Here is a 24,986-nt window from a genome sequence, read left to right on the forward strand (position 1 = left end):
CGCGGTGGTCGGCCGGCGCCAGCGTGAAGTCGCCCTCGCCCGCGGGCGGGACGGGCCCGGAGGGCGGTTCCGCCCGCAGCCCGTTGTCCGCGACGGTCGGCGGCCACACCTCGTGCGGGGCCGCTTCGGCACCGGCCGGTCCCACCACCGCCGTCAGGTCGGCGCCGCAGACGCCGCAGAAGCGTTCCCCGGCCGTGAGCGGCTCGGAGCAGCGCGGACAAGCGGACAGTCGATCAAGCATGGTCACACCCACGTCCAGGGGCGGAAGGGACGGGCCCGTTCCGCCGGTTCGTTCCTCTCGGTGCCGCACTGCGCGTGCCGGACGGACGTCCGGCACGTCCCCCGGAGCCGGGGAGAGCCTCTCCCCGTACGGCGGCGTCTCCCCCTGCGGAAGTATCCCCCGGCGTCCCCCGCGCCGCGTACGCTCCCCGCCGTGCACCGCACCTTCCCCGTACAACAGCCTTTCGCCGTACGGCAGTTGATCCCCCTCGTCCTGCGACGGCCGCTTCCCGTACGGCAGTCGCTCCCCCCGCACGTACCGCTCCCCCTGCCCCGTTCACGAGTCCGCCACTCCCTCGGCTCGGGCGGAGCCGCCCTCGGCGCCGCCGTGCCGGGCCATCAGCACGTCCTGCGCCGCGTGCTGGTAGCGCAGTACGGCGTCCTCGGCGGCCCGCAGATCGCACGGCGCGCTCCACAGCATCCGCCGTGCCGCGTCGTAGCGCTCGATCAGCATCCGGTCCTCGGCCATGCCCTGCTGCGCCACCTTCGCCTTGTACGCGTCCAGGCGTCCGCGCAGCTCCGCCCGTACGGCCAACGGCGCGGTGACGGCGGCGAGTTGGGCGCGCGCCCGGTCCAACTCGTCCTCGGCGCGCTCCTCCAGGGACTCCAGCAGGGGCGAGAGCCGGTGCCACTGCGAGCGGCGCCGGTACTCGGCAGCGGCCGTCAACTCCTCCTGGAGCGCCGTCGCGGGGCCGCTGACCGCGGGGACCTCCGAGGCCGCGATCTTGGCCAGCACCTCGCCGCGCGCCTCGCGGGCCTCGGCGAGGGTGCGGTCCGCGCGGGAGAGCACGTCGCGCAGCCGCATCAGCCGCTGTTCGGAGTCCTGACGGACGTTCAGCACGGCGTCGATCTCGCGGCGTACGTCCTCCAGCCGGCGCGCGGCTCGGTCGTAGCGCGAGGTGTCGGGACGGCCGCCGCCGGGGGCGCTGCTGCCGCCCGCGCGGGTCCAGAACGCCAGCGGGTCGGAGACCACCTCGGCGCGCAGCGCGGTGAGTTCCTCCGTCGTACGCTCCAGATCGTCCCCCGCGGGGTGCTCGCCGGGGCGCACCCCCACGGAGTGCGCGAGGGAGCGTACGCGGCGCAGTTCGGCGGCGAGCATGTCTATGCGCGCGGGCAGGGCGGACCAGACGGAGTCCGCCGCGGCGACGACGTCGAGGGCCTGTGCGTACCAGCCGTTCATCCACTCGACGAGCCCGCCGAGGGTGACCTCCTCCGTGAGCCGGGGGCCTCCGCTTCCGCCCGCGCTGCCGTCCCCGGCCGGGGGCGGTGCCGTGCCGTCGCCCAGGACGCTGCCGGGCAACGTGCGGGGCCCGCGCAGGAGTTGGGTCAGCTCGGCGAGGTCCTCGCGGCTGGGCCAGCGTCTGCGCTCCCGTACCTCCTGGGCCTTGGCGAGGGTGCCGCTGTAGTAGTCGAAGACGCTCCACAGCCGGGTGACGGCCGCCTCGGCCTCCGCCCAGCGCCGTGCCGTGACACCGGTGAGCTGCGCGCCCTCGAGAAGGCGGCGGCCCGCGTGGTCCTGGAGCGCGAGCAACGACGACTCGACCGCCTCGTGTTCGGCGGTGAGCCGCTCCAGAGCACGGTCGGCCTCCTCCCGGCTCATCACCGGTCCGGTGGGTCCCGCGGGCCCCATCGATCACCTCGCTGCGTGTGTGGTGTGCGGCTGGTCGGTTGCGGTCAGGGTCGGATCACGGGCGGTTCACAGCAGGTCGTTCCGGAGCGGGCGGTACGGAACGGGCGCGAGGCGGCGGCCGGAACGGCGGGAGGACGAGGCGCGGGACCGGACGCCGTACGGACGGGCGCGCGCGGACGCCGGAGGCCGCACCGGCCTCAAGTACGCCTGTCCCACGGCTCGTAGCCCCTCCCCCTGGTCGTCGTGGACCGTCCGCCCGCCTACGTTGCGCGATGCCGCCGTCGCAACGGGTCGGGGCCCACCGCCCCAGAGTATGGCCACGCGGAACACCAACCACACTGATTCCACCGGGATCTTGTTCGGATCGGGACCTCGGAAGCGGCCTGCCCGCTTCCGTACGGCCGCCGGCACACCCCCGGCCCTACCCGGAACACGCGCCGCGCACCCCGGCGGTTCCCGTCACACCAGCAGCCACAGGCCCTTCGCGGCCGAGGCCACTCCGCCCGTCAGCGCGAGCCCCAGGATGATGCGGCGCGCCCCCTTCTCCGGCGTACGGGCGGCGAGCAGGTGGCCCAGGACGAGCCCCGCGCCCATGGTCACGGCGACCAGCAGCCAGGCGGAGCCGTCGAGCCGGGGAAGTCCCTTGGCGGCGGCGGACATCAGGTTGACGACGAGCCCGTAGAACTGCGCGTTGGGCACGAACTCCCCTGCCGTCCAGCCCGCGTTGACGGCGTACAGGGAGAGCGCGGGACCGCCCGCGCCCGCCGCGGAGTTCATGAATCCGCTGGCCGCTCCCGCGGCGACAGCGCCGCCCCTGCCGTGCAACGAGGCGACGCGCGCGCCGCGCATCACCAGCAGGACGGCGACGGTGATGAGCACCCCGAACCCCGTCAGCAGCGCGGGCTCCGGCAGCCGCAGCGCGAGCCAGGCGCCCAGCGGCACGGTGAGCGCGGCGGCCGCGACCAGCGGGCCCATCGTCGGCAGCCGCACCTGCCGCCAGTTCGTCGCGAGCCCGGCGACGCCGATGACGACGCCGGCGCAGTTGACGAGCGCGACGCCCTGTACGGGGCCCAGCAGCAGGACCAGGGCGGGAGAGGCGAGCATGCCGAAACCGATCCCCGCCAGCCGCTGCACGGACGCCCCCAGCAGCACGATGCCGCCGAGCAGGACGAGGAAGGTACAGCCGCTGAGCATCCTTCGAAACTAGACGGAGGCGAGGGGGCGTTGGAGGGGGCGGACCCGGATTTCCTTCCGTGGTGCGGAAGTTTACATCCGCTGACCGAAGCGTCCCGTGCCCCCGGGGCCTCCGCGGAACCCGCGCGACGTCATCTGTGCGCGCTCCCCGCGGCGCCCGTGCTTCCCGAACTGCCCGCGCCCAGCGGCCATCTGTGCGGCCCGTCCGGATCGTCCAGCCACGCCCACTGCGCACCGCCGCGCACCGTCACCCCGTAACGCTCCCGGGCGGGACGGCCCGCGCCGCGCCACAGCTCGTACGCCTCCCGCGGACCGACCCGGTGCCCGGCGAGGCCGAAGAGGAAGTGGAAGGAGTCGTGCCGCTGGGCGTGCCGCGGGATCCCGCACGTGGACCGTCCCGGCCGTCCCGCCGCTCCCCCGCTCTCCCCGCCGCCGCTCCAGCCGCCGCGCAGCGGCACGAAGTACGCCGGCGTGGGCAGGAAGCGCCCCTCGGCGTCCCGCGGCCCGGCCACCCGCAGCACCACGAGCCCCGTCCCCACCGGCGCGAGCACCAGCGCCCCCGGCGCGCACTGCTCCAGCCACGCGCCGGGCACCGCGCCCAGGGCGCACGTCGCGATGACGCGGTCGTACGGCGCGTACGCGGGGACCCCGAGCGCCCCGTCGCCCGTGACGACGCGGGGCCGGTACCCGGCGACGGCCAGATGCACCCGCGCCGCCTCGGTGACCTCGGGTTCGAGGTCGACGCTGGTCACCTGCGCGTCGCCCAGCCGGTGCGCGAGCAACGCGGCGTTGTAGCCGGTACCGGTGCCGATCTCCAGCACGCGCATCCCGTCCCGTACGTCCAGCGCCTCCAGCATCATCGCCATCAGCGAGGGCTGGCTGCTGGAGGAGACCAGTGCGCCGTCGCGCACCCGCGTGGCCAGCGGCACATCGTCGTAGACGCCCGCGAGCCAGCGTCGCCGCCGCTCCGGGTCGGGGTCCTCCCGCCACAGCCGCTCCTGTCCGCCGCCGGAGAGGGTGACGTAGTAGTACGGCACGAACACCTCGCGGGGCACCTCGGCGAACGCGGACCGCCACGCCGGATCGGTCAGCGCGCCCCCGGCGACGATCTGCCGCACAAGATCCGAAACACCCGCCATGTCTCCACTGTGCTGCGCAGAAGCAGTCCGCGCGAGGCCTGAAGGTGACCTTCCGCAGCTAGCCTCCCGGCATGGCAGAGAAAGCGATCACGGCCGAGGGGCTGCGCAAGCGCTACGGGGAGACCACGGCGGTGGACGACGTCTCCTTCGAGGTGGAGCGGGGCGAGTTCTACGGGATCCTCGGACCGAACGGGGCAGGAAAGACCACGACCCTGGAGATAGTCGAGGGGCTCAGGGAACCGGACGAGGGCAGCGCCCGCCTGCTGGGTGAGGCGTCCTGGCCGCGCAACCCGGCGCTGCTGCACCGCATCGGCGTGCAGCTCCAGGCGTCGGCGTTCTTCGAGCGGCTCAGCGCCCGCGAGCAGATACACACCTTCGCCTCCCTCTACGGCGTCCCGGGCTCCCGTGCCGACGAGATGCTCCGCACGGTCGGCCTGAACGACAAGCGCGGCACCCGCGAGAACAAGCTCTCCGGAGGGCAGGCCCAGCGGCTGTCCATCGCCTGCGCCCTCGTGCACGACCCCGAACTGGTCTTCCTGGACGAGCCCACCACCGGCCTCGACCCGCAGGCCCGGCGGAACCTGTGGGACCTGCTGCGGACGATCAACTCCGAGGGCCGCACCGTCGTCCTCACGACGCACTACATGGACGAGGCCGAGACGCTGTGCGACCGCGTGGCCGTGATGGACGAGGGACGGATCCTGCGCGTGGGCGCCCCCGCGCAGTTGATCGAGGAGCTGGGGGTGCGGTCGCTGGAGGACGTCTTCCTCCAGCTCACGGGGAGGGAGTACCGGGAATGAAGAGCTTCGTCAGCCTCTCGAAGGCCATGGCGCTCGGGCTGCTGCGGGACAGGGCCGCCGTCTTCTTCATGCTCGTCTTCCCGCTGATGTTCCTCGCGCTCTTCGGTGCCCTCTTCGACGACGAGTCCACGCCGCAGGCGAAGATCGTCCAGGTCGGCGACGTGAAGGTGCTCGACTCCATACCCGACGGCGAACGCGCCCAGTTGCGCGACGTGTTGAGCATCGAGAAGACGGACGGCTCGGCCGCCGCGCGCACCGAGGCGCTGAAGAAGGTGCGCGAGGGCGACACGGACGCGGCCGTCTTCCAGAGCGGCGACGGCGAGGTCGCGATGCGCTACTCGGCGGCCGACTCGGTACGTTCGGGCAACGTCCGCAGCGTCGTGGACTCCGTCATCCAGCAGGCCAACCAGGAGGCCACGGGCAAGCCGCCCGCGTACCGGCTGACCACGAAGCGCATCGAGGACGAGTCGGTCAAGCCGATCCAGTTCCTCACTCCGGGGCTGCTGAGCTGGGCCGTCGCGATGGGCGGCGTCTTCGGCTCCGCGCTGAACCTGGTGAGCTGGCGCAAGAAGCGGATCCTGCGGCGGCTGTGGCTCGCGCCCGTCGGGCCGGGGTCGGTGATCGGCGCCCGGGTCGGGGTCAACCTCGCCCTCGCGTTCGCGCAGACCGGCATCTTCCTGGGCCTGGCGACCCTGCCGTACTACGGGCTGCGGCTAGGCGGGAGCTGGTGGCTGTGTCTTCCGCTGGTGGCGTGCGGCACGCTCGCCTTCATGTCGATCGGCCTGCTCATCGGCTCGTGGGCGAAGACGGAGGAGGCGGCGAACGGCCTCGCGCAGATCATCGTCCTGCCGATGGCCTTCCTCTCCGGCTCCTTCTTCCCGCTGGAGGCCGCGCCCGGCTGGGTGCGCTCCATCTCGGAGTTCCTTCCGCTCACACACCTCGCCGACGCCATGCAGGCGGTACTGAGCAGGGGCGAGAGCTGGGGCGCTGCGCTGCCGGTGATGGGCGGACTGCTGCTGTTCGCGGCGGTGGTGACGCTGATCGCCTCCCGGCTCTTCCGCTGGGACGACGCGTGACGGTGCGGGTACGGCGCCCGGCGGCGGTGGGACCACGCCCGGCGGCGCCGGCCCGGTCGGGCCGTGACGAGGGCTGATGGCGGGGCCGGGGGATCTGCGACCATGGGGGGCGTGATGGAGATTCCACGCGGCAGCTTGCAGACGCAGACCTTCTACGAGCAGGTCGGAGGCGAGGAGACCTTCCGGCGGCTCGTGCACCGCTTCTACCAGGGTGTCGCCGAGGACCCGCTGCTGCGCCCCATGTATCCGGAGGAGGATCTCGGCCCCGCCGAGGAGCGGTTGACGCTCTTCCTCATGCAGTACTGGGGCGGCCCCCGCACCTACAGCGACCAGCGGGGGCACCCGCGGCTGCGGATGCGGCACGTGCCGTTCAAGGTCGACCGCGCGGCGCACGACGCCTGGCTGCGGCACATGCGGGACGCCGTCGACGAGCTCGGACTCGCGCCCGAGCACGAGCGCCAGTTGTGGGACTACCTCGTGTACGCGGCCGGCTCCATGGTCAACTCCCCGGACTGAGCGTTCGGTTCGGCACACGCGGGCCGACGGGCGGCTGGGCGTACGGACGCCCGGCCGCCCGCCCGCATGAGGGGCCGGACATGTGAGGCCGCAGCGTGAGGGCTGAGCCCCGGGAGAACTGAGGCCCGGGAGGACTGAGCCCCGGGAGAGCCGGACCGGGGACGAATCAGCCCGGCGAGGCGTCAGACCGGGGTGACGCTCAGCCCGGTGTTCGTCTCGCCGCCGCGCACCACCACGGATCCGGACGGTGTCCGCAGCCGCAGCCAGGAACCGGTCCGCAGCAGCTTCAGCGTCCCCTCGCCGGCGAGAAAGCCCAGCGCGTGCGCGGCATGTACGGCCCGCAACGGCAGTTGCGTACGGCCCAGCGGCCGGGACCAGATCTCCTCGGCGAGCGCGTCCAGCTTCTCCCGGGTGCGCTCCGGTTGGCCCAACTGCTCGGCCCGCTCCCGGAATTCACCCACCGCCGCGGCGGCGACCGCCCGTACCGCGTCCGCCGGGACCTCCCCGAAGGGCTCCCAGCCTCCGCGCGGCGGAAGCATCCCGGCCCACGGGGGTCCGGTCACCGCCTCGGGCACCGTGACGGCCTCGGCCGACTCGTCGACGCCTTCGAGGAGTTCGCCCGCGGAGACGGTGACGTCGGTGTCGGCCGGCTCCAGCAGCCGCGCCGTCCGCACGGCCAGCACCTCGAAGCGCGCGGGCTTGGCGAAGAAGCCCACGACGCCGCCGCCGGACTGGATACGTACGGCGGCGGCCTTCTCCCAGCGCAGCAGCCGCCGCAGAAACGCCTCCAGCCCCGCGGCCTCCTTCGGGTCAGCGAAGACGAGGCGCTGCCGAACTGTCATCGAAATAGCCCTCCAGGAACTCCCGTTCACCGTCGGTGAGCCGCCGCGGGCGTTCCTTCTCCATGTCGTAGGGGACGATGACGGTCTCGGCCCGTACATAGACCGCCCCCGCGTCCTTGACCTCGTACGCGAGGGTGGCCGAGGCCGCGTTCAGCTTCGTCACCCATGTCTCGACGGTGACGGGCTCGTAGCGGTGGAAGAGCGGCTTGAGATAGTCGATCTCGTGCCGCGCCACCACGCAGCCCGCCCTGAACGGCGCGCGCTCCTCGGGCACTTCGGACTCGGACGAGCCCACGGCCTCCCCCGCCACCCGGAACATGAAGTCGATCCGCGCCTCCTCCAGATAACGGAGGTAGACGACGTTGTTGACGTGCCCGTAGGCGTCCATGTCCGACCAGCGCAGGGGGCACTGGTATGTGTGACGCACGTGAACCGACCAGCCTGCCTCAGCCGCGGGTGAGCTTCTTGTAGGTGGCGCGGTGCGGACGCGCGGCGTCCGGACCCAGCCGCTCGATCTTGTTCTTCTCGTACGCCTCGAAGTTGCCCTCGAACCAGAACCACTTGGACTCGCCCTCGTAGGCGAGGATGTGCGTGGCCACGCGGTCCAGGAACCAGCGGTCGTGGGAGACGACCACCGCACAGCCGGGGAAGTCCAGCAGCGCGTTCTCCAGCGAGGAGAGAGTCTCGACGTCGAGGTCGTTGGTCGGCTCGTCGAGCAGCAGCAGGTTGCCGCCCTGCTTCAGGGTCAGCGCCAGGTTCAGCCGGTTGCGCTCACCGCCGGAGAGCACGCCCGCGGGCTTCTGCTGGTCGGGGCCCTTGAAGCCGAAGGCCGACACGTACGCGCGCGAAGGCATCTCGACCTGGCCGACGTTGATGTAGTCCAGCTCGTCGGAGACGACGGCCCACAGCGTCTTCTTGGCGTCGATGTTGCTCCGGGTCTGGTCGACGTAGGAGATCTTGACCGTGTCGCCGACCTTGATGGAGCCCTCGTCCGGCTTCTCCAGGCCCTGGATCATCTTGAACAGGGTGGTCTTGCCCGCACCGTTGGGCCCGATCACGCCGACGATGCCGTTGCGCGGCAGCGAGAAGGACAGGTCGTCGATGAGCACCTTGTCACCGAAGCCCTTGCTGAGGTGCTCCACCTCGACGACGACGTTGCCCAGGCGCGGGCCCGGCGGGATCTGGATCTCCTCGAAGTCCAGCTTCCGGGTCTTCTCCGCCTCGGCGGCCATCTCCTCGTAACGCGTGAGCCGCGCCCGGGACTTGGCCTGCCGCCCCTTGGCGTTGGAGCGCACCCACTCCAGCTCGTCCTTGAGGCGCTTGGCGCGCTTGGCGTCCTTCTGCCCCTCGACCTTCAGCCGGGACTGCTTCTTCTCCAGGTACGTGGAGTAGTTGCCCTCGTAGCCGATGGCGCGGCCCCGGTCGAGCTCCATGATCCAGCCAGCGACGTTGTCCAGGAAGTACCGGTCGTGGGTGATGGCGACGACGGTGCCCGGGTACTGCGCGAGGTGCTGCTCCAGCCACTGCACGGACTCGGCGTCCAGATGGTTGGTCGGCTCGTCGAGCAGCAGCAGGTCGGGCTGCTCCAGCAGCAGCTTGCACAGCGCGACGCGGCGCTTCTCACCGCCGGAGAGCGTGGTGACGGGCCACTCGCCGGGCGGGCAGCCCAGCGCGTCCATGGCCTGTTCGAGCTGGGACTCCAGGTCCCACGCGTTGGCGTGGTCGAGCTGCTCCTGGAGCTTGCCCATCTCCTCCATCAGCTCGTCCGAGTAGTCCGTCGCCATCTGCTCGGCGATCTCGTTGAACCGGTCGAGCTTGCCCTTGGTCTCGGCAACGCCGTCCTCGACGTTCGCCAGCACCGTCTTCGACTCGTCCAGCGGCGGCTCCTGGAGCAGGATGCCGACGCTGTAGCCCGGGGCGAGCTGGGCGTCGCCGTTGGACGGCTGGTCGAGCCCGGCCATGATGCGCAGCACCGTGGACTTCCCGGCGCCGTTCGGTCCCACGACACCGATCTTCGCGCCCGGCAGGAAGCTCAAGGTGACGTCGTCGAGGATCACCTTGTCTCCGTGCGCCTTGCGCGCCTTGCGAAGGGTGTAGATGTACTCAGCCAAGAGGAACCGTCCGGCAGTCAGTAGGTTTCGGGGCGCGGCAGCGCCGCACGGGCAGACGCCCCCATCTTGCCGCACACCCGGCCGTACCCCGAAACGGGGCGGCCGGGCCCGCGACCGCTTCCGGGCACAGCGGGCAAGCGGGGTCGAGCCTCACTCGGCGTGAACGCCCTCGTCGTCCGGATTCTTCCTGCGCACCACGAGCACGGCCATCGCACCGAGCACCACCAGCCCGACCGCCGTACCGGCGATCATCGGGGTGCCGCTCGCCCCGGTCTCCGCGAGATCGCCGCCCGCGCCCTTGCCGGCTCCGCCGCCCACGGTGGCCGTACGCAGTTGCGATGCCTGACCGTCGTCCTCCGCCGCCGCGACGGGCACGGCGCTCCGGGTGGCGCAGTCCAGCACGCCGCTGAACGACTTCGTCGTGCCACGGGGTCCGGTGAGCGGGATGCGGTACGCCTGGTCCTCGCGCACCGGCACGGTGTACGTACGGTGCCCACCCGCCGCCACGGCGTGCTCCTCGCCCGCGAGGCGGAACCGGAAGGCCCGGTCCCCGCTGTTGGAGACCGTGACCAGAACTCCGCCGCGTGCGCAGTTCTTCGCCGTCTCGACCGCGGGTATCGCTCCGCTCTCCGCCCAGTCCACGGACGCCGACGCGGTGACCGTCGACCTGCTGGACCCGGCGAGTATCTGCGCCTGGCTCGCGGCGTGGCCCCCGACTCCGGTGAAGGCCCGACCGACGGCGACCTTGGTCGCGGCCTGCACGGTCAGCGAGCCCTTGCCCGCCTGCCGCCGTGCCTCGGGCACGTCGAGGTAGAGCCGCGCACCGTCCTGTACCGACGTGACCTGACGTCCGTTCCGGTCCACGATCCGAGCCCCCGGCGACGCCGAGCCCGGCGTCTGCGAGACGGCGGCGCCGGACGCGGAGGTACGCACCGTGAAGGGACCGAGCCGGCCGCTCCTGCGGGAGAGCACCGCGGGGTCGAGGGAGAGCGAGGGACGCGGCTGCGCCAACTTCCGTGCGGAGCGCTCCAAATGGTCCGCGAGCTTCTCCGCCGCGGGGTCCATGGCGCTGACGCGCAGACCTCCGCCCTTCCCGCGATCAGCGCCTCCGCCCTTCCCGCGGTCCGGGCGCGCGCCCGGACCGTCGGTGAAGCGCCAGACGGCGACCTGAGTACCGGCGGCGGCCGTCTCCGGTGAGAGCTTCCCCGAACGCGCCCTTTTCGCCAGGGCGTTGAGATCGTCGACCTGCGGATAGGAGTGGCGCAGGATCCACACGATCTTGCCCGCGTCGGGGTTGTCGTGCAGTGATGTGCGCGCCCAGTCGGTCTCGCCGTACCGCGCGTGCTGCTGCGTGGGGTTGTCCACGTCGAGCCCGTACGTCTGGAGCCTGCCGCCGCCGTCGACGGCCATCTCGAACAGCCCCGCGCCGGTGGTCAGTTCCTCGCCGTCCTCGTGGACGACGGCCTGCCCGTAGGTCTTCAGCCCCTCCAGGGTGGCCGTGGCACCGCCCTGTCTCGACGGCTCGTCCTCGGCCGGCGTTGTGGCCGCGGCGGCCGGGGTGGCGGCGGACACGCCCGCCACGAGCAGTACGGCGGTGCACAGCGCGACGGCAGGACGCCTCAGCGCACGTACGGTCCGGTGCCGGCCCATGGCGGCGACGGTCCCGCGGACAAACCTCATGACATTCCCCTCCGGGCGGCACGAGCACGACAGTCGGCGGTCACCTCGGTGACCTGGTCTCCGCGTCGCGCTGTCCCGTCGCCAAGCACTGAACCCCCGTCAGCCACGCGGGGGATCGTAAGGAGCGGAGACGCTCCGATCCCCCGCGATCCGACCGTTCAAGCGTTCCGACTCACAATCGTTATCAGCGAATCCGGCGGACCGGGACGATCACGGCTCGGCCGACTGACCTGGAAGCTTCCCCTCCGCAAGAGCGCCCGCGGGCTCCGGAGTGCCGGGCAACGCCTCCGGCCCACCGTCCCCGTGGCCGCTCTCCACCAGCACCCGCCGCGCGGACGAGACCCGTACGAAGGCGGAGGTGCCGCGCGAGAGATCGTGCCCGACGCTGTGGGCGGACAGCTCCGCTGAGACGTAGTGCCGCCCGTCCCGGTCGGACTCGCGAAGCCTGAACTGGCCGGTGACGATGACCGGTTCGCCGACGGTCACCGACGAGGCCACGTTCTCCGCGAGGCTCCGCCGGGCCCACACCGTGTAGAAGCTCGTCCCCACGTCCGACCAGGAGCGCTCCTGCGAGTCGAAGCGGCGCACCGAGCTGGCGAGCCGGAACCGTGCCAGCGGCACCCCGGACGCCGTCGTCCTGTATTCGACCCGCGTCGCGACGTTCCCCACGACCGTCAAGTACGTCTCGTTCATACGCCCCCTCATCTCCCCGGCACGCCCTGTGCGGACGCCCGGTTCGCCCCGTGACCGGCGCAGTCGCACCGGACAAATCCAGCGTGCACCGATCACGGAAATCCCGCTCTGAGCTGGGGACTACCGGGTGGTTGTGGACAACTCCGCCACCCGCAAGAGGGGTTCAGCGCCTGAGCGCTCCGTTCCGCCCCGGGTACGGGGTTACAAAGACGAGGTGTCGCCGGCCGCGATCACGTACTGCTCACGCACCTCGCGGAACCGCAGCAGCTCCGCCGCCACCGGTTCCAGCACGTGCACCTGTCCGCATCCCGCCACCAGCCGCCGCAGCCGCCGCTCCTCGCTCCGTCCGTACTCCGCAGCGGGCCCGCGCGCGGCGAAGCGGCATCCCCACGACAGCAACGAACCTCCGAGGACACCACCGATGAACAGCGCCACACCTGCCCACTCGGCGACGACGCTCATCCCGAGCGCCGCGCACAGCACACATGCGGCACCGGCCAACTGGAGGAGCAGCAGCGCCAGTTGGCCCGTCAGCGCGAAGCTCCACCACACCGGGCGGTGCGGCACCCCCGCGCGCCCATGCGCTGCGGCGGACTGCTCCGCGTCCTCACTCAGTACGTCGTCGAGGGCCTCCGGCAGACCCGAGGCTCCGCGCCATGCGGCGTCGCGCACGGATCTGCGCCAGGCCTCGGGCAGACCGGCCGCCGCCTCCTCCACCACGCTGCGCACCGCGTGCGCCACGAGGGGCCGGGCCACGCGGGGACGCGCCTCCCCGGAGGGCGAGGCCGCCGCGGCCCTGTCGTTCGCGCCGTCGCCCGCGGGTCGCACCATGCGGTCCTCGTCGAGCGCGCCGCCGGGCAGACCTTCGGACGCCCCTGCGTCCGGTCCGCCGAAGTCCCCGCCGTCCTCCACGTCTGCGACCGTCGCGCCGCCGTCCGGCGCGGACTCCTTGCGCGAGCGCCGGTCCTCGTACCAGTGCTGCAACTGCGCCCACGGTGTGCCGCAGGCGCGTTCCGCGTACCGTCGCCAGGCCCGTTCGGCCGCCTGCCCGGCGGCCACCGCGCCCGCGGCACGCGCCAGCCGCCCGGAGAAGTCCTCGCGTACGTCCTCGGTGAGCCCCGAGGGAGCGGTCGCGGCGGGCACGGATCCGCACGGCTCGTACTCGGGGCGCAGCCGCTCCACGACCACGTCCAGATCCGCGCTCAGCCGCAGCGACGCCGCCCGCCGCTCGGCCACGAACCCGGCCAGTTCGGCGCGGAGTTCGTCGACTCCCTCGCCCACGAGCGCCGACGTCGCGAGGACGCGCGCGCCGGGCTCGCCGTGGTCGCCGAGCGCCATGCCGTCCTCGTCCAGGAGCCGCCGCAGATCGTTGAGCACCGCGTCCGTGGCGTCGCCCGGCAGACGGTCGGTCTGGTTGAGGACGATGAAGGTCACCTCGGCGTACCCGGCGAGGGGGCGCAGATACCGCTCGTGCAGCACGGCGTCCGCGTACTTCTCCGGGTCGACCACCCACACGACGGCGTCGACGAGACGCAGCAGCCGCTCCACCTGCTCGCGGTGGCCCTCGGCCGCCGAGTCGTGGTCGGGCATGTCGATGAGGACGAGACCCTCCAGTTCGCTGCGGGCCTCCTCGTCGATCCGTCCTCTCCAGTCGGACTCGGGGCGCATCAGCCGCCGGGTGGACGGCGGGATGCCGAGCCGGTCGAGGAGTCCGTCGGCCGGTCCCGCGCCGGGCACCTCCCACGAGCAGGCGACGGGCGTGGCGGTGGTGGGTCTGCGCATGCCGGCCTGTGAAAGCCGTGTCCCGGCAAGGGCGTTGAAGAGGGACGACTTGCCGCTGCCGGTGGCTCCGGCGATGGCCACGGTGGTGTACCGGCGGGAGAGCCGCTCGCGCGCGTCCGCCGCGTCCAGTACGCGGTCGGCCTCCGCGAGGGCCCGCCGGGGCAGGCGCGTTCTCGACAGGTCGACAAGTCGTCGCAGCGCGACGACCCGCCGCCCGAGGGCGCTTTCCNTCGTTCTCGTACTGCTCCCGCGAACGCGTGCCGCCCACCGGCCAGTCCGCCGGGGCCTGGTCCGGCAACGTCCGCCCCAGATACGGCGCTTGGGCCCCGGCGCCGGAGCCCGCTCCGTCGTGGGCCGTCCGCCGGGCGCCCACCGGGGCCTCGGGTTCCGCGTCCCACAGGGCGGTGGCCGTCGAGCGGCCACGGCGCTCACCGGGGAGCGACGCGCGTGCACGCCGGGCGATCAGCCCGTCGTCCCAGGCACTCTCCTCGTCGGCGTCGGCCGCGTCCCGGGAGACGTCCGCCTCACGGGTGCCGTCCGGGGCGTCCGCGACCGCCACGTCCCCCGAACCGCCGTCCCGGGCACCGCCGTTGGCGCCGAGTTCCCCGGCGCCGTGGGCGGCCGGAGCGGCGTTCTGTTCCTCATCGCACGTGCCGTCGGCCCGAACATCCGCTGTGGACACTGCGGTCACCTCTCCGTCTGCGACTGCGACAACTTCCGTGCCCCCGGCTCCGACTGCGCCGCCGCCTCCGCTTTGCGCAGCACCGACAGGGCGGCGATGAGGTCGACCTGCGGGTCGGGGGCCGTCTCCAGGGAGTCCAGGGGGGCGAGACGCCGGTCGCGTTCCTCGTACAGGGCGCGCTCCACATAGGTGGCGAGCAGGCGGACGCCGCACTCGCGCAGCCGGCGCGCGCTCGGTTCACCGAAGGCGGTGGCCAGGCTGCGGTACGCGCTCGCGGCATGCCCTCCGCCCACCAGCGCCGTCGCCAGCATCGCGGCGGCCTCCTCCGCGTCCCGTCCGAACCCGTGGTCCACGGCCCGGGCTTCCTCCTCGGTGAGCTCTTCGAGGCAGCGCCGCCAGCGCCGTACGAGGAGGTTCATCCGGCCGCGTCCGTCGGCGGTCTCCTGACCGGCCCGGGTGTCCTCGCCGGCCTGGCCGGTGGCGATCTCCGTGATCTCGGCGCCGGGTTCGGCGGGATCGCGCCGCCATGCCTCGGCGACGCGTTCGTCGGCGGCGGCGACGGAGGAGGCGAGGAGCGTCGTCAGTCCCGTCTCGAAGGCGTCGAGCACCTCTTCGCCCTTGCTATCGACGGGGAAGCCGCGCCAGAGCGCGTCGGCGTCGCCCGCGAGGAGTTCGCCGACGGCGATGTGCCGGCGTACGCGTACCCGCGCCTCCTCGTAGGCCTCTTCGATGTGGCCGGTCAGCCGCAGCGCGGCGGCGTGCTGGGCCGCCGAGGCGTTGGCGAGCGCGGCGACGCGGGAGCGGAGCGAGGCGAGGGCGCCCACGGCCGTACGGCGTCCGGCGACCGCGCGTGCGGCCGGATCGAGCGCGCGCTGCGTGAGCCAGTTGCGCAGCCCGGCGACGGCGGTCGCCGGCAGCAGCCCCGACCCCCCGGCGGATTCCGGCAGTTCGGGAACGGTGAAGCGCGGCACGTCGGCCAGGCCCTCGCGGATCAGCAGCGAGCCGTACTGGCGGGCGACGTCGGAGGCGATCTGGTGCGGCACACGGTCGAGGACGGTGACGAGCGTGACGTCGTACTCCCGCGCCGTACGCAGCAGATGCCAGGGAACGGCGTCCGCGTAGCGGGCAGCGGTGGTCACCAGCACCCAGATGTCGGCGGCGCAGAGCAGTTCGGCGGCGAGATCGCGGTTGGAGGCGACGAGGGAGTCGATGTCCGGGGCGTCGAGCAGGGCCAGTCCCTGGGGAAGGGCGGTGTCGGTCTCGATGCGCAGCGCGGCCTCGGCGCCCTCGTCGTCCTGTCCGTCGTCACGGCCGAGGAGTTCCTGCGCGGCGCAGCCCTGCACATCGTCGTCCGGCTCCGCCTCGTGCGCGTCCTGACGCGGCATCCACACACGGGAGAGGCGGGGCAGGACGCGCCGGTCCGCGAACCAGCGTTCGTCCTCGGGATGACAGACGAGCACAGGCGTACGCGTGGTGGGCCGCAGCACTCCGGCTTCGCTGACTCGGCGCCCCACAAGGGAGTTGACGAGTGTCGACTTCCCCGCGCCCGTGGAACCTCCGACGACGGCGAGCAGCGGCGCCTTGGGCGCGCGCAGCCGCGGCAGGAGGTAGTCGTCGAGCTGGGCCAGGAGTTCGTCCCGCGAACAGCGGGCGCGGTCGGCACCGGGAAGCGGCAGCGGAAAGCGTGCGGCGGCGACGCCATCGCGGAGCGCTGACAGTGCGTCGAGCAGTTCGGGCCGTACGTTCAAGATCGCCACATGCGCAGAATGCCCAAATTCGACTGCTTTTTGAAGCGTATTCACGGCTCTGCGTGCTGAAAACAATCGGTTTCGGGTGTGGATGAAGCCATTCGCGCCATTTGACCCGTACGCCACCCCCGCCCCCACCGGTGCACCCATAACGACTGAGCAACACCCGTGCACCTCGGAGCGAAAACCGCTGCACGAATCGCACCGGCCTGCGATTATCGGAGGCGCTTCACCGAACCTCCACATGGTGTCGCGGACGTGAAGCACACAGCGCCAGCCACGGGGACCCCTATCCTTGACCGCGCCACGGTCACCCGGAGGCACGCCCACTCCTCCGCGACCGACCGAGACCGGCCCCCGTAGCTCAGTGGATAGAGCAGGCGCCTTCTAAGCGCTTGGCCGCAGGTTCGAGTCCTGCCGGGGGCGCGTTTGAACGCCGTTCTCTACGCCCGTAGAGGACGGCGTTTTCGCTGGTCAGGTGCGGGAGAGGTGATCGTTCCGCAGGCGTGCCGGAGCGTCGCGGCAGGGCTGACGATCATCGTGCCGGGCGCGGTGTGCGGCGTGTCGTACCTCGTCCGTTGCCGACGGTCAGCAGCCGCTCGTGGACGGCGGCCTGGCACGCGGCGACGGCTGCCGCCGCGGTCCGTCCCGGCGGGCGTCGCTGGGCTCCATCGCCCGCGTCTCGGCGGTCGGGCCGTCGTCGCGCTCGGAGCGGCGGTCGGGTCGTCGCGGGGTACGGGGGCCGCGTACGGAAGCGCGCCTCACCGGAGGGGGCGGGAGCCGCGTCCGGCGGGAGCCCCCGACAGCTCCGGGGCAGGCTGACCGCCATGCGGTATCCCGTGCGCCGCCCCGCTCCGGCGAGTGCTCGGGCCCGGCGCATGGCACGCTGGACGCACCGGACGCAAGCAAGCACGCGCGGGGAGACGGGGGAGCAGCGAACGGTGTCCGAAACGGTGTTCCAGGGCGCGGAGTTGCCGCCGGCGGAGCGGTTCGAGGGATGGCGCCAACTGGCCTTCGCCAGCCACGCGCCGACCGAACTCCACACCGACCATGCTGACGACTTCGACGCGACCCTGCGCCTGCTGGGACTGGGCCCCGTCCAGGTGTCCGTGCTCGCCTGCCCCTCGCTGCGCTCCCACCGCACGCCGAAGCTGATCCGGCAGTCCGACCCCGAGCTGTATGACTTCGCCCTCGCCCGGCAAGGGTCCGTCGCCGTCGACCAGGAGGACCGGCAGGCCGTCCTGAGCGCCGGCGACCTGACCCTGTCCACCACCTCACGGCCCTACCGGGGAGAACTCGTCGCCGACCGGAGCAGGACACACCGGAGCGGGGAGAACCAACGGCCCGCAGGTGACGTCATGTTGGTGCAGGCACTCATCCCACGGGCGCTGCTGCCGCTTCCCGCCGACGTCGCCGACCGGCTGCTGGCGGCGGACTTATCCGGCCGGGAGGGCATCGGCGCCCTGTTCGCCCAGTTCATCGTCCGTCTGGCCACCGACACCACCCGCTACGCGCCCGCGGACGCCGCGCGGCTTGGCGGTGTGGCACTCGACCTCGCCGCGTCGTTGCTCGCCCACCACTTCGGCGCCGACCGGGCGCTGCCGCCCGAGACCCGCCGGCAGACCCTGCTCGTACGCGTCCACGCCTTCATCCAGCGGCAGTTGGCCGACCCGGATCTCGGCCCGGACCTGATCGCCGAGGCCCACCACGTCTCGCGCCGCACCCTGCACCGCCTCTTCCAGAGCCAGGGCACCACCGTCGGCGCGTTCATCCGCCGGCACCGGCTCGAACGCGCCCGGCACGACCTGGCCGACCCGGCGCTGGCCGCTCGGCCGATCCACGCCGTGGCCGCCCGCTGGGGCTTCCGCCGCGCCGCCGACTTCACCCGGGCCTTCCGCACCGCCTACGGCGTCCCGCCGCGCGAATACCGGCAGTTGGCCCTGCACGACGGCCTGGCACCGGACGCTAAGGGGCTGGCACTCACTGCTAACGACGCCTCAGCAGAGGCGGGCTAGTTTTTGAAGGCCGAGCAGATGAGAACGGCGGCGTGAGCAGGTGAACGCAGCACCGGGGGGCCGCTCACGCCGCACTCTCGGATCGCTTCATGGGGTACCGGGCCAACTCTTGCCGGTGGGGGCGCCGCCGGTGCCGAACCGTCCCAGCCGCACTTCACCAAGTACGCGGTCAAGACCCTGTACACACCGACCAAGGGCTATTCGGCCGACGTCGGAAAATGGTGGAAGAAGGACGGTCACGCCGGTTGCAACGGCCACTTCACGTGGGCAGGCACCGACGACCACGTGTCCGTACAGAGGAAGGTCTACTGGGAATCGGGGCGGGTGACGCACAAGAAGATGAAGTTCGGGAAGGACTACCCCTACCGGGGCGCCCGGAGTGTGTACATGCGCGCCTGCGACAACGTCAGTTGCAGCCGATGGTGGTAGCGGCGCGGGGAGTACCCGCGTTCCGAGTCTGAGGGGTTGAGGCGGCCGCCGGGAGCCCGGCCGCGGGCTGAGGCGCGTCCTCTCCGAGTCGGCCGCCCGTCCATCGCCGTACGCGGAGGCATCAAGCGCCGGCCGCCGCTGCCGGGCCGCAGCGTGCGCCCGTTACCGGCCCTGCGGCGGACGCAGGCCGAGGATCATGTCGGCCGAATCGCCGTGCGACGTCCACGACGAGCGGAAAGACCTGAGTCCCCACGCCCTTCCCCTGATAGTCGTCAGCCAGACGACCTCCGGACCGTCGGCCAGCTCCAGGTGCCGGGTCAGAGCAAGCGGGTTCTCGGCGACCGCCGCCAAAGTGAGCATGATCGGCGCCCCTCGCGTCCGTTCGGTCAGGCCTCTCCGGCACGACCTACTGATCGCCGAACTCCGGTGACACCGCTCGGCTTTGGAGGGCACAGCACATCCGCCGCTGCGGTTGCCGGGCGAATCCCCGGCCCGCTCGCTCACCCATTCCTGCGCGAACCCCTGATCGACGGGCGCCCCCGTCAACTCCCGCTACACTCTGGGCCCCTTCGGCCAGGCACGCAGCCCCCACCGTGCTCCTTCTCTCCCCCACGAAACCGAGGCAGACCCCTATGACCACCGAGTCCCGTCGCGCGGCCCGCCAGAAGCTGGTGCTGGACCACTTCCACGACGAAGTACGCCAGGACTGGGACCAGGTGCTCTCCACCTTCCCGCACCCGCACTACGAGCTGATCCCCACCATGACCGTCCACGACGGGGACAGCGAAGTCCGCGGCTACTACCACGACACCCGCATCGCCTTCCCCGACCAGGACCACGAGATCATCGCCCTGCGTCACAGCGACGACGCCGTGATCGCCGAGTTCTGGCTCCTGGGCACCCACCGGGGCCCGCTCGGCTCGATCCCGCCCACCGGCAGCCGCTTCCGCGTCCGCATGACCGCCTACTTCCTCTTCGACACAGAGGAGAACCTGGTCTGCGAACGCGTCTACTTCGACAGCCTGACCCTGCTCAAGCAGCTCATCGGCGGCATCGACAAGAAGAACCCCCGCAACTGGCCCCTGATCGTCCGCTGCCTACGAGGACTCCTCAAGATGTCCGGACAGCCCCCGCACCCCAGCCTCGTCAACACCCCACCCGCAGACCTGCCATGAAGGTCCACCACCTCGACTGCGGCACCATGCGACCCCCCGGCGCCCAACTGGTGTGCCACGTACTGCTGTTGGAAACCGCGGGCGGGCTCGTCCTGATCGACTCCGGTTACGGACTCCAGGACGTCGCCGACCCGGCCCGGCGCCTGGGACCGGTACGTCACTACGTACGGCCGGTCCTGGACCCCCGGCAGACGGCGGCCCGCCAGGTCGAACGGCTGGGTTTCCGGCGGGAGGACGTGCGGCACATCGTCCTCACCCACCTCGACGTGGACCACGCCGGAGGACTGGCCGACTTCCCTGACGCGTCGGTCCATCTCACCTCGGCCGAGGCCCGAGGGGCGATCCACTCCCCCGGACCCCGGGAACGGCTGCGCTTCCGGCCGGCCCAGTGGGCCCATCGTCCCCGGCTGGTCGAGCACCGTCCCGACGGGGAGACGTGGCGGGGCTTCGCCGCCGCCCGTGAACTGGACTCCGTCGCCCCCGGCCTCGTACTCCTCGCCCTGCCCGGCCACACCCGGGGTCACGCCGGGGTGGCCGTCGACACCGGCAGTCACTGGCTGCTGCACGCCGGAGACGCCTTCTACCACCGAGGCACCCTCGACGGACGGGGAGGCGTGCCGGTCTCCCTGCGGGCCATGGAGGCGGCGGTGGCCCACGCCCCGCGGCGGGTGCGCGACAACCACGCGCGGCTGCGTGAGCTGTACGAGCGTCAGGAGCCCGATCTGCGGATCCTGTGCTCTCACGACCCCACGCTGTACGAGCAGGCGCGCGGAGAGAACTGACCGGGCCCCACGGCTCCGGGGCGGCAGATCCGTTACCCGCGTACCGGTCGGAACTCGTGGAACCGGTGGCCGACATGACATTCCTGCACCTGACGGAGACCGACGGCTCATGGCAGGTCCTCACGGCTGACGCTGAGGTGACGAGGGTGAGCTTCGATCGGGCGGTGACCCTCCTGATCGCATCCGCTGATTCGTCCCTGGAAGTGCGGATCGAGAACGAGTTCTCGATCACCGCCTCGGACGGATCGACGACCTGCGTGGACTCGGAGGGCGAGACCTCACAGTTGTCGCCCGCCCTACCGGCGAGACAGTGGCGAACTCACGCCGGATACGCCCCCGAGACCACCGCCGAGACGAGTTCGACGCGGGAGAGGCAGCCGGTGCGCTTGAAGAGGCGGCTCAGGCGGGATTCCACGCTCTTCCGGCTGCAGCCGAGGACGACGGCCAGTTCGCTGTTGGTGAGGCCCTCGGTCACCAGGGTCGCGAGCAGCCGTTCGTTCTCCGCGATGGTGGCGTCGCGGCCCGGGACGGCCATGTTCCGCGAGCGCATCAGGTTGCGCAGGCGGGCGCGGGGCAGCAGGGCGTCCAGCTCCCCGTACAGCTCGTACGCCTCCCGCAGGGCGGCGACGTCGGTCAGTTCGTGGCGGACAAGTGCCGTGACGGTCTTGGCCAGTTCGTACGGCTGGCCGCGGCGGCGGGCGAGCCGCAGTGCCTCGTCCGCGGCGCGGGGGTCCGCGTGGGCGACCGCCTTCGTCAGCAGCCGGAAGAGCAGGGCGCGGTCGGTGCCCAGCAGGTCGGAGACCCTCGCCGCCTCCGCGGCGTAGTGGCGCGCGGCTGCCCGGTCGCCGCCGGCCAGCTCCAACCGGACCTTCCTGAGCCAGAGTTCCTCGGTGCCGATGACCACTCCGCCGCGGGCGGCGGAGTCGATCGCCTCGGAGATCACGCGGTCCACCTGGTCGGCCGCGCCGAGGACGTGCCGCAGTTCCGACTCGGGGGCGGCCAGCAGATGGAGCATGACGGGCTGTTCGTCGCGTGCCTTGTCGAGCACCGTACGGGCCTGGGTGAGCCGGCCGCGGGAGATGAACATGATGCTCGCCGCCCGGCACATCAGGGTGTGGCTGGGCACGTCGGCCAGCAGGGAGTCGCCGGCCAGGACCATCCGTACGAGGTCCAGTGAGCGGTCCCAGTCCCCCTGGAGGCTGCCGGCCACGATCTGGTCGGCCACGGGCCAGTGGCCGAACTGCAGCCCGTAGTCGGTGAGAAGACGGGTCGCGCGCTCCAGTTCGCCGCAGGAGAGCAGCGTGCGGGCCAGTCCGCACAGCCGCTCGAAGCGGTGCCGGGAGCCCTCTTCCCACAGCGGCCGGTGGACCGGGTCGGCGACGCTGCGCTCGAACGCCGTCATCCGGCCCAGAACGGCGGCTATGGACTCGCTGAAGAAGTGCCCGAGCGCGGCGACGACGGCGTCGCCTGCGGACCAGGTGTCGTAGGCGGCCCGCAGTTGGTCGTCCGCCTCGCGCCAGCGGTCCAGGTGGTACAGGGCGGCGCAGCGAGCGATGGTCCGGTGGCCCTCGCCGCCCGGCAGGGAGCGCCAGCCGTCCCGGGCCAGTTCGGTGAGCGCCGCCGTGTCGGAGGTCGCGGCGACGGAGACGACGTAGACGAGTTCGGCTTCGAGGAGTGCGGTGGAGGAGACCTGGTCGGGGTGGCTGGAGATCACCGCCCATGCGCTCTCCAGCGCCTCGGCGTAGCGATGGTGGATGTAGCAGGTGGAGGCGTGCAGCAGCAGCGCCCTGGTGTGTTCGCCGGGTTCGGCGGTGAGCTTGACCGCGGCCCGCAGCCAGCGTTCCGCGGGGTGTCCGTCGTGCAGCATGGCCTCGACGCTCCGGGCGATCAGTTCGCGGGCCGCGCGCCGGGTGTCCACGAAGCCGCCCGCGAGGGCCAGTTGGTCGGCGAGATAGGCGTCGGCGGCGGTGGCCTCGCCGGCCCAGACGGCGGTGACGGCGAGCGCCGCGAGCTTGCGGCGCTCGTACTCCCCGAGCCCGGCCGTCAGCGCCGACGCGAGCAGCGGCAGCCGGAACCGCCAGCCGCTCTGCCGGGCTCCGCGCTGTAACACGCCCTCGCTCCACAGCAGGGACAGCTCCTCGCGGACCTCGCTCTCCTTCACCTCCAGGGCGCGTGCGATCAGCGCGGGCGCCGCCTCGCCCAGCGGTTGCAGCACGGCGAGGGCCTCGGCCACCGGCCGGGCCAGTCCGCCGAGTCGGCGCACCTGCTCCACCAGGGGCTGTTCGGCGGGGAGTTCGGGCGGTGTGTCCGGGGAGACGAGATAGGCGTGCCGGTCGAAGACGCGCAGGGTGCCGGTGCGCCGGTGGCCGTCCAGGGCGGCGTGCACGGCGCCGGGCACCCCGCGGCAACTGCGCCGCAGATGTCCGTTGAGCGACGCGGACGGCATGGCCTGCAGCCTGTGGGAGACCAGCGCGCTGATCTCGGCGGCGGGCAGCGGCCGCAGAGACGTCACCTCGGCGAGCCCGGCGGCGCACAGTCGGCGCAGGGCGGCCGGTCCGCCGTCGGGGTCGGACAGCGCCGGACGGTAGGCGCACACGAAGCTGACGCAGCCGCCCGCCAGGGTGTGGACCGCGGGCAGCAGCGCCTTGCGCGAGCCGGGGTCGGCCCACTGGACGTCGTCGACGAACACCGTCAGCGGGCGTCCCTCCGCCTGTAACGCCCGTAGTTCGGCGGTCAGTTGGTTGCCGATGCCGGGACGCCGGTGGGTGCTCGCCGCGTTGCCCGCCGTACGCCGGCCGGCGTCCGCCCCTTGCAGGGCGCGGAGTTCGGCGCACAGCCGGGACAGCAGACCGAGGGGGCGGTCGCGTTCGATGCGGGACATGCGCAGCGTGAGGGTGGCGACGCCGCGTGCGGTGAGCTGCTCTCGTACGCCGTCCAGGACGGCGCTGCGGCCGATGCCCGGGGGGCCGGTGACGAGGACCAGCGGTGCCGCCTCCCGGCTCGCGGCGGCCTCGGTGATCCGCGCGACCACTTCCGTACGCCCGAAGAGGGTGTGGCGTGGCTCTGAGTTCCCGGCTGAGTCGCGCCAGTGGGGCATCACGCAGCCAGTATGCCCATCGTCACGCCCTGTTGGCCTGGCGAATGTAGAGTCTCCCGTCCAGCGCACCGCACCGCACCGGATTCGCCCGCGAGAGCGGGGAATCGGGCGGCGAGAGCCTGCGGGGGCCGACACGGAAAGCCTCACGAGAGGGGCCGCCGGTGAGCCGAGACCGTACGACGGTGCAGGGCAGGGACGCTGAACTGACCGCGCTCCGTGCGGCGTCGGCGAGCGGCGACGGACGGCTGGTGGTGGTGCGCGGCCCGGCGGGCATCGGCAGAAGCGCTCTCCTGGACGCCGTGGGGCAGCAACTGCGGGCGGACGGGGTGCGGGTGCTGCCGCTCTGCTTCGGCGCGGGGGCGGCCTCCTGCGCGGAGCGCCCGTACACCGCGGACGGCTCCGGCGGGGCCGACGAGGCCGGCGGCTCCGACTGCCCCGAGAACGCGGCCTGTTCAGCCGGCGCGGACGGCGACGTCTTCGGCATCGCCCGTACGGTGTGCGCCGTACGGGAGCGGTTCGAGGAGTTCGACGACGTCGGACTGGCCGATTCGCTCAGCTCGGTGGTGCGGCTGAGCGAGGCCGCCGGACGGGACGCCGAGGGCTGGGCGGCGCGCATGGCGACCGAACTTGGCCTGCTCTTCGAACGGATCGGCCGGCGCGGCCGTACGGCGGTCCTCGTCGACGACGCGCACACGGCCGCCGAACCGGCCCCGCTGCTGGACGCCGCACGACGCTCCGGCTCGCTGGTCGTGGCCACCTGCCGGGACGGCGAACCGACCCCGGGGACGGCCGAGTTGACGACCGTCGCCGACGAGGTGCTCGACCTCGGGCCGCTGGCCGACGAGACCGCCGAGGAGCTGGTACGCAGGGCCGCGGGCCGCCGCCTGGACGACACGGTGACGACGGGTCTGCGCACCGCGCTGGGACCGCTGTTCACCAACCCGGGCACGCTGCTGAGCACCTTCGCCGACCTCTGGGAACGCGACCGGCTCACCGTCTTCCGCGGGCGGCTGTGCCTGCGTCTTCCCATGGAGTCGATCGAACTCCCCGCGGGGCACGAGCTGTTGGAGTACGCCGGTGCGCTGGGCGGAGAGGCACCGCGGGTGCTGGAGGCGGTGGCGCTGTGCGACAACGCGGACGTGGACGGACTGCCGCTGCTCGCCGAGGCGTTCGGCGCCCGGCTCGACGACGTCGGCGTCGCACTGGACCGCCTGATCGCCGCCGGTGTGCTGACGGCCCGTCCTGACGGCCGGCTGAGCTGCCGCTGCCCCGCCCTGGCGGCGTCCGCGGCGGCGCGTGCGGGAGCCCTCGGCGGC

20 protein-coding genes, 1 tRNA gene and 1 pseudogene are annotated in these 24,986 nt (G+C 72.5%); 9 read left to right on the forward strand and 13 right to left on the reverse strand.

Features of this window, described 5'->3' with window-relative positions; genetic code table 11:
* From AN218_RS37600 to AN218_RS26380, 4 genes and pseudogenes are all read right to left on the reverse strand, one after another.
* Positions 1–241, reverse strand: a pseudogene (locus AN218_RS37600) (zinc ribbon domain-containing protein); the annotation flags it as partial.
* A gap of 315 nt (positions 242–556) precedes the next feature.
* The gene (locus tag AN218_RS26370) at positions 557–1,909 is read right to left on the reverse strand and encodes a coiled-coil domain-containing protein (protein ID WP_070019571.1); all 1,353 of its coding nucleotides are present in this window, start codon (positions 1,907–1,909) and stop codon (positions 557–559) included.
* 459 nt (positions 1,910–2,368) lie between these two features.
* Entirely contained in the window at positions 2,369–3,103 is a 735-nt protein-coding gene (locus tag AN218_RS26375) for a sulfite exporter TauE/SafE family protein (protein WP_070019572.1), read from the reverse strand.
* 131 nt (positions 3,104–3,234) lie between these two features.
* Positions 3,235–4,242, reverse strand: a complete 1,008-nt coding sequence (locus AN218_RS26380; protein WP_070019574.1) for a methyltransferase domain-containing protein — start codon at positions 4,240–4,242, stop codon at positions 3,235–3,237.
* A gap of 71 nt (positions 4,243–4,313) precedes the next feature.
* On the opposite strand from AN218_RS26380, the gene AN218_RS26385 reads away from it, so the two are divergent.
* The 3 genes from AN218_RS26385 to AN218_RS26395 all read left to right on the forward strand — a co-directional run bounded on the left by AN218_RS26385 (position 4,314) and on the right by AN218_RS26395 (position 6,634).
* Positions 4,314–5,042: an ABC transporter ATP-binding protein gene (locus AN218_RS26385; RefSeq protein ID WP_070019576.1), complete on the forward strand. Its 729-nt coding sequence runs from the start codon at positions 4,314–4,316 to the stop codon at positions 5,040–5,042.
* The gene (locus AN218_RS26390; protein ID WP_070019578.1) at positions 5,039–6,118 is read left to right on the forward strand and encodes an ABC transporter permease; all 1,080 of its coding nucleotides are present in this window, start codon (positions 5,039–5,041) and stop codon (positions 6,116–6,118) included. The genes AN218_RS26385 and AN218_RS26390 overlap by 4 nt, the downstream gene beginning before the upstream one ends.
* Before the next feature lie 102 nt (positions 6,119–6,220).
* Positions 6,221–6,634 (forward strand): globin, encoded by a 414-nt coding sequence (locus tag AN218_RS26395; RefSeq protein ID WP_275936999.1) that lies wholly within the window; start codon positions 6,221–6,223, stop codon positions 6,632–6,634.
* A 182-nt stretch (positions 6,635–6,816) separates the two neighbouring features.
* On the opposite strand, the gene AN218_RS26400 is transcribed toward AN218_RS26395, so the two are convergent.
* The 7 genes from AN218_RS26400 to AN218_RS26430 form a co-directional block, all read right to left on the reverse strand.
* On the reverse strand, positions 6,817–7,476 hold the full coding sequence (locus tag AN218_RS26400; RefSeq protein WP_070019580.1) for a DUF8185 domain-containing protein: 660 nt from the start codon (positions 7,474–7,476) through the stop codon (positions 6,817–6,819).
* Positions 7,445–7,903, reverse strand: coding sequence for an acyl-CoA thioesterase (locus AN218_RS26405; protein WP_107421580.1), 459 nt, complete (start codon positions 7,901–7,903; stop codon positions 7,445–7,447). Before AN218_RS26405 ends, AN218_RS26400 begins: the two co-directional genes overlap by 32 nt.
* A gap of 19 nt (positions 7,904–7,922) precedes the next feature.
* Complete coding sequence (ettA, locus tag AN218_RS26410; protein ID WP_070019583.1) at positions 7,923–9,587, reverse strand: energy-dependent translational throttle protein EttA; 1,665 nt, start codon at positions 9,585–9,587, stop codon at positions 7,923–7,925.
* A 150-nt stretch (positions 9,588–9,737) separates the two neighbouring features.
* Positions 9,738–11,267 carry a thioester domain-containing protein gene (locus AN218_RS26415; RefSeq protein WP_244900729.1) on the reverse strand — a complete coding sequence of 510 codons (1,530 nt, stop codon included), beginning with the start codon at positions 11,265–11,267 and terminating at the stop codon, positions 9,738–9,740.
* Positions 11,268–11,477: 210 nt separating this feature from the next.
* Positions 11,478–11,960 (reverse strand): single-stranded DNA-binding protein, encoded by a 483-nt coding sequence (locus tag AN218_RS26420; RefSeq protein ID WP_070019585.1) that lies wholly within the window; start codon positions 11,958–11,960, stop codon positions 11,478–11,480.
* Between the two features lie 201 nt (positions 11,961–12,161).
* Positions 12,162–13,823, reverse strand: a complete 1,662-nt coding sequence (locus tag AN218_RS26425) for a GTPase (protein ID WP_420856017.1) — start codon at positions 13,821–13,823, stop codon at positions 12,162–12,164.
* Positions 13,824–14,429: 606 nt separating this feature from the next.
* Complete coding sequence (locus AN218_RS26430; protein ID WP_079132619.1) at positions 14,430–16,172, reverse strand: dynamin family protein; 1,743 nt, start codon at positions 16,170–16,172, stop codon at positions 14,430–14,432.
* 353 nt (positions 16,173–16,525) lie between these two features.
* Here AN218_RS26430 and AN218_RS26435 point away from each other — a divergent pair.
* The 3 genes from AN218_RS26435 (at position 16,526) to AN218_RS37095 (ending at position 18,616) form a co-directional block, all read left to right on the forward strand.
* Positions 16,526–16,598, forward strand: a tRNA-Arg gene (locus AN218_RS26435).
* 515 nt (positions 16,599–17,113) lie between these two features.
* Positions 17,114–18,187: a helix-turn-helix domain-containing protein gene (locus AN218_RS26440; RefSeq protein ID WP_070019589.1), complete on the forward strand. Its 1,074-nt coding sequence runs from the start codon at positions 17,114–17,116 to the stop codon at positions 18,185–18,187.
* A gap of 285 nt (positions 18,188–18,472) precedes the next feature.
* Complete coding sequence (locus AN218_RS37095) at positions 18,473–18,616, forward strand: hypothetical protein (protein WP_171908807.1); 144 nt, start codon at positions 18,473–18,475, stop codon at positions 18,614–18,616.
* Positions 18,617–18,778: 162 nt separating this feature from the next.
* Here AN218_RS37095 and AN218_RS37100 read toward each other — a convergent pair whose 3' ends face one another.
* Entirely contained in the window at positions 18,779–18,976 is a 198-nt protein-coding gene (locus tag AN218_RS37100) for a hypothetical protein (RefSeq protein WP_070019591.1), read from the reverse strand.
* A gap of 272 nt (positions 18,977–19,248) precedes the next feature.
* On the opposite strand from AN218_RS37100, the gene AN218_RS26450 reads away from it, so the two are divergent.
* Positions 19,249–19,791, forward strand: coding sequence for an ester cyclase (locus AN218_RS26450; RefSeq protein WP_070019593.1), 543 nt, complete (start codon positions 19,249–19,251; stop codon positions 19,789–19,791).
* Positions 19,792–19,817: 26 nt separating this feature from the next.
* Positions 19,818–20,573: an MBL fold metallo-hydrolase gene (locus AN218_RS26455; protein ID WP_338059644.1), complete on the forward strand. Its 756-nt coding sequence runs from the start codon at positions 19,818–19,820 to the stop codon at positions 20,571–20,573.
* A 319-nt stretch (positions 20,574–20,892) separates the two neighbouring features.
* Here the strand turns inward: AN218_RS26455 and AN218_RS26460 are convergent, their stop codons facing one another.
* Entirely contained in the window at positions 20,893–23,670 is a 2,778-nt protein-coding gene (locus AN218_RS26460) for an AAA family ATPase (protein WP_079132617.1), read from the reverse strand.
* 161 nt (positions 23,671–23,831) lie between these two features.
* Here AN218_RS26460 and AN218_RS26465 point away from each other — a divergent pair.
* The coding region (locus tag AN218_RS26465) for an ATP-binding protein (RefSeq protein WP_141747700.1) at positions 23,832–24,986 on the forward strand (1,155 nt) is incomplete at its 3' end.

This window comes from Streptomyces nanshensis, from assembly GCF_001751255.1.
GTDB lineage: Bacteria > Actinomycetota > Actinomycetes > Streptomycetales > Streptomycetaceae > Streptomyces > Streptomyces nanshensis_A.